Source organism: Limosilactobacillus walteri, assembly GCF_014830205.1.
Taxonomy (GTDB): domain Bacteria; phylum Bacillota; class Bacilli; order Lactobacillales; family Lactobacillaceae; genus Limosilactobacillus; species Limosilactobacillus walteri.
On record NZ_QORN01000003.1, the window covers coordinates 1 to 14,023 of the forward strand.

Below are 14,023 nucleotides of genomic sequence, written 5' to 3' on the forward strand. Positions count from 1 at the left end.
CAACTCACACGGTCCAGGTGCGAGCTGCTTGATCAATCTTATTCAATTTTTCCTATCAGTACTTCTTGACGAAGAGCCGAAGTATTTTTAGTCAACTATACCAGTTGACAAATATCCCAAAAAAATGATCTTTATTAGCCATTTATTCGTTAATAAAGATCATTTTCATATTAAATATTTTCTTGGTTTGCATAGTAATCTGCAGACGATATAGCATCAGGTAATGTTGTCGCAAATGTTTTATTATTACCATCATTCAAATATGCATAGTAACCGTTAGGCATTTTAACTGCTAAACCAATACCAATATTTTGTAATGAAGTACCATTTTCATATTTAGCTGACCATTCAGTAATACGAGTATTCGGATCAGGTGCCACTCCTGTGGAAGCAGCCTTTGTAGTAAACAAGTCTGGATACTTTTGCTTTAATTCGGCTAGATATTTACCACCATAATCCTGTTGACCCTGTCCTCCACCACGTGTATAACCAAAGTAGATTTGATCAGCAAACGTTTGACCATCAACACTTAACTGTTTTGCATCACGATCTACTCGTGTAACTGTAACAGCTTCTTGAGTTGAGAAACCAATCATCTGATTCATTACAAGGTCTTCTTGGACCTTTAAACCAGCCTGATGAAGTGCTGCAATCGCATTAGAAAGTTCTTCTCCACTACCATATTTAGTAGGATTCTCTGCAGTACCTAAATTATAACGATCTGTCATAGCATATCCCTCATTATAACGACTCATATTAAACGGTGTGTAGGAAGGAGCCATCCAGAAATCAGTAATGCCTAATTGATTAAACAAGGCTGCATTATCCTTTATTACATTATAGGCATGTTCATTAACAGTAGTTGGTTCTGGCTGGAACAAGGAGAAGTCTTCATAAATCATATGTGAATCTAAGGCTGCATTAGAAGTAAATACTTTTCCAGGAACATTTCGAACTTTTTGTGCACTTGTCCGAGCATTTTGAGTACCATTAATTAACGGTACCCAAACACTTAGATAGCCACTTACATAAGGATTACTGTAACCCTTAACCGTAACCCGTAAAATACCCTTACTATCAGTTGTGAGAACTGATGGGTTTACAGAACCGTTACTATTATAGGTTAATCCATCAGCAGTACTATCAATTAGATTACGATATTGTTCATTAGCATGAGCAAGTCCCATATTAATTGCTACTATCTGTTCTTTCATCGATGGATTATTCCCAGCAATAACGGCCATTCCAGTAGTACGACTTAGTGGATCTGTACCGTTGCTCGATGCATCAGCAACTCCTTTACCATACCGAACACTGGTAATAAGATTATCATTCACTTTAGTCATTGTCTGACCACCGTTAACAAATTCACCACGTGCTTTCATCAGTGTAGTAATTGCATCATAATACATTGACTTCGTCTTCATATACTGATCAGTTTCTTTATATAAATCGCCATAATATACCTGTGGAACCGTGTCTTTATTACTTAATAGCAGAGCATATTGTGCTGGCAAGTTATACTGAGCATATTTCTTATTAGTCTTTGCTTGATCTGCATAGAATTCATCCCATGCTTTTTGAGCATAAGTCGACTTATAGCTATTAGCCATAATATCTGGAACATTAGGATGATTATCAATAATAATTTGATTAATCACATTCTTTCGCTGATCATGATTAGTTACAAATGACCAGTTAGGCGTAGCAGTATTCTCAGTAATATCATTAGCTCGGTTAACGATACTGTTAGTTATTAGATTATTAACATTATCTCGTTTGTTTTCAGCTTGTCCTAAAACATTTTCTAATGTATAGAAGTATCCTGCATCCATAAATAATTCAGGATTTCCTTTATCATTAAGCATTCTAGCAGCACCTGAGTGGTAACCTTCATTATATACCAAATGATTGTTAGCATTTTCCTGGTTACCCTTCGTATGATACATATCATTAACAAGTTGTCCCAATTGATCCAGCACATCTGCATCAATGTTATCTGCAGCATCTACCCGGAAGCCATCAAAATTACCATCAGCATTATACTTCATTAATTTACCGTAATTTAATAGGAAGTATTCCCAATTAAAGTTTTCAGCTTGAACGGCAGGATTTGAATTATCAATATCATTACCAACTAATAATTCTGGACTCTGATCACTATTATCATTATTAGTCTGATTATTAATGGTTCTATTCATTAAACGATAATTGCTATCAGCATAGCTAGTGTTACCCTTAGCTTGATTATCTGAATTATTATTAACAAAGATTAGCTGGTTATTATCAATTGAACCACTAACATCTGGAACATAGCCATTGCTGTATTCTACCGGCAATTCAGACTTAGCTGATAATTCAGGAATCGTTAGCATAAACTTATTAATATCATTTGCTAATGGACCCGTTGACTTATTGGCAGCAATACTCTTTTCGATTACGAAGCGAAGATTACGAGCATATTTATTTAATGTCTGGGTATCAGTATCTTGCGAAAGATTAGTTACATTATCTTTAGTTAATCCATAATCAGTATTGGTATAGCCATTATCAACAAAGTATTTAATAAATTTAGCTTCTACATCCTTACTTGGCCATGTATACATTAATAATGGGCGCCAATCACTGGCAGTTGTTTTATACCATGTCTTGCCATCTTGACTCGTACCATAAGGACGATACCAGCCAGAGTAACTCAGATAACCATCAGTGTTATTAATTGATGAAGAATCCTGACTATAAGCCATATTTTCCCAATCACCTGAATCAAGAGTCTTAATCAGCTTATTGCTTAACGAGTCATAAATATTAAACTTGCCATCAACAATCTCTCCATAAAGATTTCCTAATAGTTGACCATTTGATGCGAAGTGGTAGTTCTTACCATCTATTGTTTGCTTGCCAACTAATGCTGCACCGTCGGAACCAAAGTAATAAGTGTAAGTGTCAATTTTCTTGAATTGGTTACGAATAATCTGACCATTGTCATCAAAATAATAAAACTTATTATTAATATTTTCCAATGATGAAATTGCTTGCCGACCATCTGGCCCAAAGTATTTATTATCAATCCACTTATTTGTAACCTTAAGGTAAGTAGTTGGGTCAAAGTAATAATAGTTGCCATACCATTCCTTTAGGCCAGTCACAATTCGACCATCAGGGCCGAACATATACCAGTCACCCCATTGAGATTGAAGGTAGGCATTATCAACACGTAAATGGGTTACCGGATCAAAGTAATAGTAGCTACCAGCCCATGGAGCAACCTTACTTGCTGCTGTTCCATCTGCTGTAAACAAGTACCAGTTGCCATTATTAGCTTTGATATAATTATTAGTTACTGCAAGATAAGTTACGGGATCAAAGTAATATAATTGATTATTTTTACTCCATTTATATAGACCAGTAACAATTCGGCCATCATGACCAAACATGTATTTAGATCCCCATTGAGATGTTACATAATCATTATCGACCCGTAAATAAGTTGTGGGATCAAAATAATAGTATGTTCCAGCCCATTGTTGAACACCACTTTGAATCCGACCATCGTTACCAAAGAGGTACCAATCACCCCATTGAGATTGAAGGTAGGCATTATCAACACGAAGATAAGTTGTAGGATCAAAGTAGTAATATGTTCCAGCCCATGGATAAACCTTAGTCACAATTCGGCCATCATGACCAAACATATACCAGAGTCCCCATTGCGACTGACGATAATCGTTGTCGACTCGAAGGTAAGTCGTGGGATCAAAGTAATAATATGTTCCAGCCCACTGTTGAACGCCAGATAATACTTGACCATCGTTGTCAATTAGGTACCAGTCACCCCATTGAGATTGAACATAATTTTCTTTATTAGCTTGAAGATGAGTTACGGGATCAAAATAGTAATACTTACCGTTAACATTTTGGATGCCAGATAAAGCTGCACCGTCGTTTCCTAAAAGTATATTTCCTTTAGAAGTAGAAATATACTTATTAGTTTCACGGAGATAGGTAGTAGGATTAGCATAATACGTATTTCCATTGTAATCATAAAGACCAGTAACTGCTCGTCCGTCTTTACCGAACATATACCAATCACCCCACTGAGATTGGCGATATTCATTTTCTACGCGAAGATACGTAGAAGGGTTAAAGTAGTAATAAGAACCAGCCCATTGTTGAACGCCGGATTGTGCAATCCCATTATCTACTAAATACCAATTATTATCGGTTTGGACATTTGTATTAGGAATTGTTGGCAGGTTCACATACTGGCGTCCCTTGAGAAGTTGATTATTTTGATAATACTCCATTTGCCCTTGAGCATTCTTTACCCAACGATTTTGTTGCTGATTAGAATTATCTGCTTTAGGATTAATTGATTTAGGACTTTGAACTTTCTGTATTTCTTGATTATTAGTTACGTCATTAGTGCTTACATTAGAGGATACAGATTTATTATTTTCACTCGTTTGTGCAGTAAGATGATTGACAGCAACATTATCATTTGCATTGGTTGCTGAATCAGCGCTTGCTACCCCCCCTAAATTTAAAATAAGGCCAGCTGAAACTGTAGTAATAATGGCTGCAGTAAACCATTGCTTACCACTTTTATATAGTTTAAAATGCTTTTTTATGTCCATAATCTATTTTCCTTCCCAATAGATGATTGATTAATATTTAACAAAGACAATATAACTCATAATTACAATGTTTTCAATTGAAAGTTTGCTCCTAGCTAACTTAACAAAAAAGAAAATACCCAGTCCTATTGACTGAGCATTTTGATTTCTATGTTATTATAGAATTCTTCTTGCAAAAGTTGGTTGATAATATTTGATATTAGTTACTTTTACACTTTGTCCTTTCGTTGGTGCCTGAATAAAGTTACCATCACCAATGTAGATTGCGACATGATAGGCACTGCCATAATTCCCCCAGAAAAGAAGATCACCTAGCTGTAATGAATTTAAACTAACAGCTTTACCCTGATACTCTTGTTGATAGGTTGTTCGTGGCAAACTTATGCCCACTTGACGATATACATATTGAACTAGGCCTGAGCAATCAAAAGCATTGGGCCCGGTAGCTCCCCAAATATAAGGCTTACCTAATTGTTGTTTAGCAATTGAAACAACTTGTGACGCTTTATTTGAATGAGCAATTCCTTCGTTATCAAAGTAATAGCTAATGCCATCAATTGTCAATGTTTCATTAGTTGCACGAGCACCATCAGATTTAAAGTAATACGAATGTCCCCAATTGTAATACCACTTATTCTGATACATTACTCCACCGTCACCAAAGTAGTATACCTTTCCATTCTGATTTAAAAACTGGTTTGTGTAACGCGCTCCATCGGATCCAAAGTAATACGAGTTCCCCCAGTTGTAATACCACTTATTTTGATACATTACTCCACCGTCACCAAAGTAGTATACCTTTCCATTCTGATTTAAAAACTGGTTTGTGTAACGCGCTCCATCGGATCCAAAGTAATACGAGTTCCCCCAGTTGTAATACCACTTATTTTGGTACATCACACCATTATTATCAAAATAGTAAACTTTATTATTTTGGTTTAAAAAGTAATTAGTTTGCCTTTGACCATTTTGATAATAATAATTATTACCATTTTCGTTAACTACTCCATTTGTAGCGGCTTGACTCTGAACTAAATTTACTGACTGAAGATTAGAAGAAGGCGTTACCTGTATATTAATCTGCTGATCAGATGTCTGATTATCCTCATCCTTCTTTATTAAATTATTATTCTGACCATTATTAGTTTTAGCAGATACTGATACAACCGATTGCTGCATTTGATTATTTGAGTTAGACGACTCATCAGCATTTACAATACTTATCGAACCAATAAGAAATACACTACATGAAAATAATGCCGAGTACCATTTTATATTACCTTTAGTAAACTTCATAATTAGTCACTCCCAATCTTATTAATCATTTATATTATAGCGTTTTCAATCCTAAGAAAACAAAAAGTTCCCTAGTAATTAGGAAACTTTTTGTTATTGATGCAACAACATTCTTACATTAATCTACAACTTCGCTGTCAACTTCACATCAGGATACTTTTGCTTAAACCAATTTTCAGCAAATTGATTTTCAAATAAGAAGAGGGGCTGATCGTGGATATCCTTCACTAAGATGTTTCGTGATGATGACATCTTTTCATCTAGCTGTTCTGGATCAATCCAGCGGGCAGTCTTACTACCCATTGGTTCCATAATTACTTCTGAATTATATTCATTTTGCATCCGGAATTTAAAAACTTCAAATTGCAGCTGACCAACGGCACCAAGAATATAATCACCAGTGGAGTAACTTCGATAAAGCTGTACCGCTCCTTCTTGAACTAGTTGGTTAATTCCCTTGTGGAAGGACTTTTGCTTCATCACATTCTTAGCAGAAACACGGACAAATAATTCCGGTGTAAATTGTGGTAATTTTTCAAATTGAATATCTTTCTTACCATTATAAATAGAATCACCAATTTGAAAATTACCAGTGTCATATAACCCAATAATATCACCAGCAACGGCGGTCTCAACATTTTCCCGTGTATCAGCCATGAACTCTGTCACATTTGATAAGCGCATTGGCTTTTTCGTCCGCGACAAAGTAACGTCCATCCCCCGATCAAATTCGCCAGAACAAATCCGCACAAAAGCAATTCGGTCGCGGTGACGAGGATTCATGTTAGCTTGAATTTTGAATACAAAGCCTGAAAATTCAGGATCAAGCGGTTTGACAACATCACCATCCTCCGTCCGATGGTCACTTGGGGCTGGCGCGAATTGAAGGTAAGTCTCAAGGAAAGTCTGAACCCCAAAATTAGTTAAAGCCGAACCAAAGAATACCGGTGTCTGATCACCCTTCGCAATCTTTTCACGGTCAAGTTTGTTCCCCGCTACTTCAACTAATTCTAAACCATCCATCGCATCTTCCCATTCACCATCGCCCGCTAAGGGGTTCTCGCCTTCAACATGACCATCTTCATCTAATGGAAGGTAAGGATTATTTTCATCGGTTGGATGAGTTAACGCCACGCGGTGATTAAACCGATCATAAACACCCTTAAATTGGTGACCAGAACCAATCGGCCAGTTCATCGGATAAGTCTCAATCCCTAAAACATCTTCAACTTCATTTAAAAGATCCAATGGTTCACGCGCATCACGGTCAAACTTATTCATAAACGTAAAAATTGGAATGCCCCGCATCTTACAAATTTGGAAAAGTTTTTTCGTCTGTGGCTCAATCCCTTTAGCACTATCAATTACCATGACAGCCGAGTCAACCGCCATTAATGTCCGATACGTATCTTCAGAAAAATCCTCGTGTCCAGGGGTATCAAGGATATTAATCCGTTTTCCTTGAAAATCAAACTGCATAACGGATGATGTAACAGAGATTCCCCGCTTTTTTTCAATCTCCATCCAGTCTGATTTAGCGAAATTCCCGGTTTTCCGCGCCTTAACAGTCCCCGCTTCACGAACAACTCCACCAAAAAGTAAAAGTTGTTCAGTGATTGTTGTCTTACCAGCATCTGGGTGAGAGATAATGGCGAATGTCCGCCGTTTATTAACTGCTTCAGCAAGTTCTTTTGGTGACATTAATTTATTTTCCTTTCTTCATTTAATTTTGCGCAATATCTCTACTATATTATTACATCTTTTCCTGAAAGTCTATCCTTGTGAAAAGTTACAGAAAGTTTAAAGTATCCAGATACATTTGAACTTAGGCTTTAATTTCTGCTATATTAATAAAGTTAGAACTTATTTTATTGAGGTATTTTTCGATATGGACAACAATAATAATCACGAATCACGCGAACATTACCGTAAGCGGATGGAAGAACGTATCCAACGCGACGTTCAAGAACGGAAACGGCGAGAACGCGAAGAATTACATAACCGCCGCGATGAAAAACGGCTACAACGAGAAGAACAACAATCTTCCCCCGATTTTCAACCGCCACAAAAACATCACTACCGAACACCAAACTGGATGCGGATTTTAATCGGCCTCCTTATCTTTCTAGTGGTTGCCGGGGGTTTTTACGAATACCACAAAGTCCATTCAGTTGCTAAAGGGGTGTTTGGCGCTGGTGACGGTAAGATTAGTAAGAAGCTGCAAAAAGGCGAACCAGTATCAGTACTTGCAATGGGAACCGATGTTGGCGCCTTAGATCGGGGCAACTCTGGTGGTAATACGGATTCTCTTGAATTATTTACTATTAATCCAAAGAAACAAACAATCACTATGACTAGTATCCCCCGTGATATATTAGTCCGGGTTGAAACTAGCGACGGACCCGATTATGTAAAGATCAATGCCGCCTATTCGATTAATGGTCCCAAGCAAACGGTTAAGCAAGTTTCTGAATTACTAGATGTTCCAATTGATTACTATGCGGTAATCAATATGGGGGTCTTAGAAAAAGTGGTTAATTCTGTTGGCGGAGTTGAAGTTGATAACCCATTTGCTTTTGACTATGAAGGACACCACTTTAAGAAAGGCAAACAGCACCTTAACGGAGCAAACGCACTGAAGTATTCGCGGATGCGGTATGATGATCCTAATAATGATTACGGCCGGCAAAAACGACAGCAACAGATTTTGAAGAGTGTTATTAATAAATTTAAGACCTCTGGCTCAATCGGGGCTGCTAATAAGATTCTTGATGCCGTAGGAGATGGAGTTAAAACCAATATTCCAATCGATGACATCGCAACGCTTTACGGTAACTACCATGGGACAATGAACAACGTCAAAACTTACCACTTCCAAGGACAAAACGCGACTATTGAAGGTGTTTCTTTCCAAATCGCTAGTCCCAAAGAAATTAACCGTATTTCAAAACTTATCCGCACGCAGTTAGGACTAAAGGCTAAGAATGTCGTTAACCACGAAACAAAGATGTACAAGTCGCAGCCACACTACAATGGCTATAATGAGACGGACTTCATCTTACCTGGTGGTGCTAGTTATAACGATCCTGGCAGTGGTAACGGAAGTGACGAGGTCACAAGCAGCCACCATTCAACAACACGGGGTAATGGTGAGGAAAGAACCTCGTCTGCTACTGCAACCGAAACTAATGAAGCTACTAGTGAATCCCAAGCGATACCAGCTCAAACGGCCCCCGTTCATCGTTATTCAACACCTCAATACCATGCTTACCACAACTATAATAATGGTTATCATCCTGCATACACTCACCCTGCGTACGGTAATCATTATGGATATGCACATCACTATTATTAAATAGTAAAAAAAGATCAGGTATTTTTGGCCTGATCTTTTTAGTTACCGTAAATAAACATTTATTGTTTGGGAGTCATTCGTTGGTACAAATTTTACCTCTGTTTCACCTTCACTTGATACTTTAACTATATTGCCTTTACTTGAGTAATTTCTACCATAATTTAGAACCGGTAATATTACTTTATTTTTCTCATTCTTTTTCAACCCTGTAAGTTTATATTGGATTAAATTATATTTAGATTTTATATTACTATCTTTTAGTTTTACCCTGCGCCCATTAATAACTGCTATATGTCGGTGAACGCTTAAGTGTGAGCGAAACGCTTTTGTTCGATCTAATCCGTTCATAGTTTTTTCTGGCATGTAGTCCGTATAAACGGCATTGGTAGCTATTTTTTCATAATATCCAAGATTATTAGTACTTAAATTATTTTTTGAATTATAAGCATATTGATGCATGTAAGTAAAACTAATTAAGCAAACAAAGAGCCAAATCCAAAAATCTAACTTAGTAGTATTTTGCTTAGCCAATTTTGCAAAAACTAGAGCAAAACAAAACGTTGCAACGCCTAAAAGGCGCCATGGAAACTGAATTATATGAACTGGAGTCCGTTGAAATATGAACCACGGAAATAAATTAGTCGATAAAATCAAACAAAGCAACCCGATAGTTTCAATATATTTAAGGCGCTTGTCGGTAGTTTTGAATGCTAACAATCCAATAATACCAGCAAGCAAAATAATAAAGCCTAAATTTACATCTAAAAGAGTATTAGGACTAAGATTATTCAAAGAGTTATTTATTAAACTGCTTGGACTTAATGCTTCATTTATTAACACATCTGGTACAACGGGAACTACAACCGATTCCCGACTTTGAGCGTGTATCATTGTTATCACTAAGGGTAAACAGATAATTAGTGCAATAAAAGTGCTAATAATTAAACGTTTAATTACTGTCAAATTAAATTTTTTATATTCTACTATAATTATAATTAGTATAAAAAAACTAAAAATAATTGTTGAAAGAATATGCGTATAAGAAACTAATACTACTCCTACTGGCAACCATACCCACTTAAAAGAAGTAAGATCAAATGTCTTTACCCCCCCCATAAAGATTAAAGGTAATAATATTAAAGCAATATATTCAGCAATATCTCCTCGCACGCTTACTTGCAATAATAAATATCCACTATTATTGTACAGAGTACTAAATATAAATGCTGCTTTTTTCGAATGTGTAATTGTTTTTATCGAATAATAGGAAATAAATAGTGAAGATAAAGCTAGTAAAAAAATACCAGTATTATACGCAAATATCGGATTAAATATAAAGCGTAAGCCCGCAAATAAATAGAGAAATAAATATGGATAGAACCGATTAATAGCTAAACCAATTTGTGAAAAAGCATATGTTCCAGTTGAAGAAAATAAATGTCCAGCTTTTAAACTTCTATATAATTCTTCAATTCGATTTAAGTGAAACTGCGTGTCCCAGCCTAGTGGAATTAACTTTAATTTGAATAAAAAGAAGCATATTAAGATTGCGTTAATAACCAACAGGACTGGATAAAAACAATTTTTATATAATCTAGACATTTTTATCTCCTTCGATTGGATGCTCAATCCGGTAAATGTCAAAGAAGTATTCACAAACTGTTTTTATAACAGCATAAAATGGAATACAAAGAATCATCCCTCCAATGCCTGCAATATGACCAGCGGCAAGCAAAAGCATAATGATAGTTAACGGATGAATCTGTAAAGTTTTACCGATGATATTAGGATAGACAATATTTCCATCTATTTGTTGAACAACAATCACAACCACAATTACCCAAATAATTTTATTGGGAGCCATGGTTAGTGCGACAAACAGTGCGGGGGCAATTCCAATATATGGACCAATATAAGGGATAATATTAGTCAAACCAGCCACAATTCCTAGTACGATTGCTAATGGCTGACCAATAATTACGTAACCGATTGATGTAAAGACACCAACAAAGAGACATTCAATCATTTGTCCTGAAATATATGAGGAAAGGGTCGCATTCATCTTACCAAGAAGTTCATTTACTTCTTTTGCATGGTGTGGTGAAAGCCACTTTTGGATACTAGGAATTAGCCTTGAACCATCCTTCAACATATAGAACAGCATTACAGGAACTGTAATCGTCACAACAGTTACATTAGTTAGCAAACTAATAATATCCCCTACTCGTTCAGATAAGCCTTGTAAAACTTTTTGCGCATAACGGGCAAGTTCATGGTCAAACTGGCGGTAATAAGAATTTAAGTCAACATTCTTTAAGAACGAATGTTGGATTGTATCATTGATTAAGTGCTGTAAACCCGTAACCGTCTGAGGTAAATGGCTAACCAAAGAAGAAATTTCCTTTACTACCGGCGGAATTAACATCATAATTCCACCAGCAACAATTACAATCAATAATAATACAATTAACAAACTAGCAATTCCCTTATTCATCCGGAAACGGCCAATTTTAACCTTCATAAAAAGCTTTAAAACTGGATTTAACATATAATACAGAAATCCAGAGATGATCAACGGAACAAAAACAACCGAAATAAATGTTAAAAATGGCTGAAAGACGAATTGGATCTTGGTACACATCCAAATCAAGGTCGCAATCGTAAGTAGCATTAGCGGCCAGAAAAGCCAATGATAAAATTTTTGCTTAGACATAAGTACTCCTTAAAATTTAAAATCCCTTAAAACTGTATCACAGTTTAAGGGATTTTGTTTAAATAATTAAAATTTTTAATAATTTAACTACTCAAAACTATTTAATTGTTTCAATTCGAACACCGTCATTATTAAAGACATAAGTTACTCCATTAATAACATGGCGTCCTGTGTAAGCCACTCCATCAGCGCCAAAATAGTAACTCTTCTTTGCACTATCATCATTAAACCAACGATTTCTTAACATATTACCATTAGCATCGAAACGGTAAAGACGTCCACGATCATTTAAGAATTGATTCTGATAACGGATTCCATCAGCACCGAAGTATTGATTATTTCGCCATTCATTAGTAACTTTTAAGAATGTTGTTGGGTCGAAGTAATAATAACCACCATACCATTCCTGCAGTCCAGATAATACTTGCCCGTTATTACCGATTAGATACCAATCACCCCATTGCGATTGAACATAGTTACGTTTGTTAGCTAACAAGTGAGTAGATGGATCGAAGTAATAATACGCTCCATTCCATGATTGGATGCCAGACAAGGCAACTCCATCATCATCTAAAAGAACTTTTGCTTCAGGAACATAAGTATTCTTTTCGCGTAGATAGGTTACCGGATTAGCATAGTAAGTATTGCCGTTGTAGTTATAAAGACCAGTTACAATCTTACCATCTTTACCGAACATGTACCAGTCGCCCCACTGCGATTGAACATAATTATTATCTACACGTAAATGAGTCTGTGGATCGAAGTAATAGTAAGTACCGTTCCACTGTTGAACACCGGATAATGCCGCACCATTCTTATCAAGTAGTACGCCACGACCATCTTTTTCCGTTTGGATATAAGTATTTTTCTCGCGAAGGTAGGTTACCGGATTAGCATAATAGGTATTACCATTATAATTATAGAGACCAGTTACAATTCGACCATCAGGGCCAAACATATACCAGTCGCCCCACTGTGATTGAACATAGCTATTATCTACACGCAAATATGTTGCTGGATCAAAATAATAGTAAGTCCCAGCCCATTGCTGAACACCAGATAGCACTTGACCATTATCACCAATTAAGTACCAATCACCCCATTGTGATTGAACATAATTGCGTTTATTAGCTAACAAGTGAGTAGATGGATCAAAGTAATAATATGCCCCATTCCATGATTGAACACCAGATAGTGCTGCACCATCACTCCCAAAGAGCATCCCGTGACCATCCTTTTCAGTCTTAATATAAACATCCTTTTCACGTAAGTATGTTGATGGGTTAGCATAGTAGGTATTACCTTTATAGGTATAAAGCCCACTTACGACTCGACCATCAGGGCCAAACATATACCAATCGCCCCATTGTGATTGGCGGTAATCATTATCTACACGCAGGTAAGTCGTTGGATCAAAGTAGTAGAAACTACCGGCCCATTGTTGGACACCAGACTGGGCAATACCATCTTTTACAAAGTACCAATTAGTATTTCCTTGTACATTGGTATTTGGAATCGTTGGCAATTGAACATATTGAGTGCCCTTTACATTTTGGCTATCTTTACCACTGTATACCCATTGGTTTTCATTATTCTTTTTCCAATCAGTTTGTTGTTCTCTATTCTGATTGTTTTCAGATCCTTTATCATTACCAGAACCAGAAGTCTCTTTTTGATTTTGACTATCTTCATGGCCAGTTAAATTTGTGGGATCAGTTGATTTAGAAGCAGTATTGAGGATTTTATCCTCAGTATTATTAATTTTACCTTGATCAAAATTTGACTGACTAGTAGTAACAGCATCTTTCCCCTGCTCTGCTTGAACTTGCGGAACTGAATTATTGGCAGCTACCGTGTCCGCATTAGCAGTACTAACAGCCGCTAGTCCTAATGTAGCCGCAAAAGTTACAATAGCTGCTACACACCATTGTTTGCCACTTTTATATAGTTTGAAGTGCTTTTTTGAAGTCATTATATTATTACTCCTTCATTTATTTAATGTACAAGTAAATCATATCACGA

The 14,023-nt window shown here is 36.4% G+C and carries 7 protein-coding genes; 1 reads left to right on the plus strand and 6 read right to left on the minus strand.

Annotated features, from left to right (window positions below; translation table 11 throughout):
• Positions 1-170: 170 nt before the first annotated feature.
• The 3 genes from DTK66_RS00890 to DTK66_RS00900 all read right to left on the minus strand — a co-directional run bounded on the left by DTK66_RS00890 (position 171) and on the right by DTK66_RS00900 (position 7,634).
• The gene (locus DTK66_RS00890) at positions 171-4,637 is read right to left on the minus strand and encodes a glycoside hydrolase family 70 protein (RefSeq protein ID WP_191667476.1); all 4,467 of its coding nucleotides are present in this window, start codon (positions 4,635-4,637) and stop codon (positions 171-173) included.
• Positions 4,638-4,793: 156 nt separating this feature from the next.
• Positions 4,794-5,933, minus strand: a complete 1,140-nt coding sequence (locus DTK66_RS10920) for a C40 family peptidase (RefSeq protein WP_225208942.1) — start codon at positions 5,931-5,933, stop codon at positions 4,794-4,796.
• A gap of 123 nt (positions 5,934-6,056) precedes the next feature.
• The gene (locus tag DTK66_RS00900) at positions 6,057-7,634 is read right to left on the minus strand and encodes a peptide chain release factor 3 (protein ID WP_153931543.1); all 1,578 of its coding nucleotides are present in this window, start codon (positions 7,632-7,634) and stop codon (positions 6,057-6,059) included.
• A 187-nt stretch (positions 7,635-7,821) separates the two neighbouring features.
• On the opposite strand from DTK66_RS00900, the gene DTK66_RS00905 reads away from it, so the two are divergent.
• A complete protein-coding gene (locus tag DTK66_RS00905) occupies positions 7,822-9,288 on the plus strand; it encodes an LCP family protein (RefSeq protein WP_191667477.1) in 1,467 nt (488 codons plus the stop codon).
• A 42-nt stretch (positions 9,289-9,330) separates the two neighbouring features.
• Here DTK66_RS00905 and DTK66_RS00910 read toward each other — a convergent pair whose 3' ends face one another.
• The 3 genes from DTK66_RS00910 to DTK66_RS00920 form a co-directional block, all read right to left on the minus strand.
• Positions 9,331-10,890: a putative glycosyltransferase family protein gene (locus DTK66_RS00910; protein ID WP_191667478.1), complete on the minus strand. Its 1,560-nt coding sequence runs from the start codon at positions 10,888-10,890 to the stop codon at positions 9,331-9,333.
• On the minus strand, positions 10,883-12,001 hold the full coding sequence (locus tag DTK66_RS00915; RefSeq protein ID WP_191667479.1) for an AI-2E family transporter: 1,119 nt from the start codon (positions 11,999-12,001) through the stop codon (positions 10,883-10,885). Before DTK66_RS00915 ends, DTK66_RS00910 begins: the two co-directional genes overlap by 8 nt.
• 97 nt (positions 12,002-12,098) lie before the next feature.
• Entirely contained in the window at positions 12,099-13,973 is a 1,875-nt protein-coding gene (locus DTK66_RS00920) for a KxYKxGKxW signal peptide domain-containing protein (RefSeq protein ID WP_191667480.1), read from the minus strand.
• Positions 13,974-14,023 lie beyond the last annotated feature (50 nt).

Excerpts from the sequence above, each read along its gene's own strand:
- DTK66_RS00900 (WP_153931543.1), bottom strand. The coding sequence starts at position 7,634 with ATGTCACCAAAAGAACTTGCTGAAGCAGTTAATAAACGGCGGACATTC.
- DTK66_RS00915 (WP_191667479.1), bottom strand. The coding sequence starts at position 12,001 with ATGTCTAAGCAAAAATTTTATCATTGGCTTTTCTGGCCGCTAATGCTA.
- DTK66_RS00905 (WP_191667477.1), top strand. The coding sequence starts at position 7,822 with ATGGACAACAATAATAATCACGAATCACGCGAACATTACCGTAAGCGG.
- DTK66_RS00890 (WP_191667476.1), bottom strand. The coding sequence starts at position 4,637 with ATGGACATAAAAAAGCATTTTAAACTATATAAAAGTGGTAAGCAATGG.
- DTK66_RS10920 (WP_225208942.1), bottom strand. The coding sequence starts at position 5,933 with ATGAAGTTTACTAAAGGTAATATAAAATGGTACTCGGCATTATTTTCA.
- DTK66_RS00910 (WP_191667478.1), bottom strand. The coding sequence starts at position 10,890 with ATGTCTAGATTATATAAAAATTGTTTTTATCCAGTCCTGTTGGTTATT.
- DTK66_RS00920 (WP_191667480.1), bottom strand. The coding sequence starts at position 13,973 with ATGACTTCAAAAAAGCACTTCAAACTATATAAAAGTGGCAAACAATGG.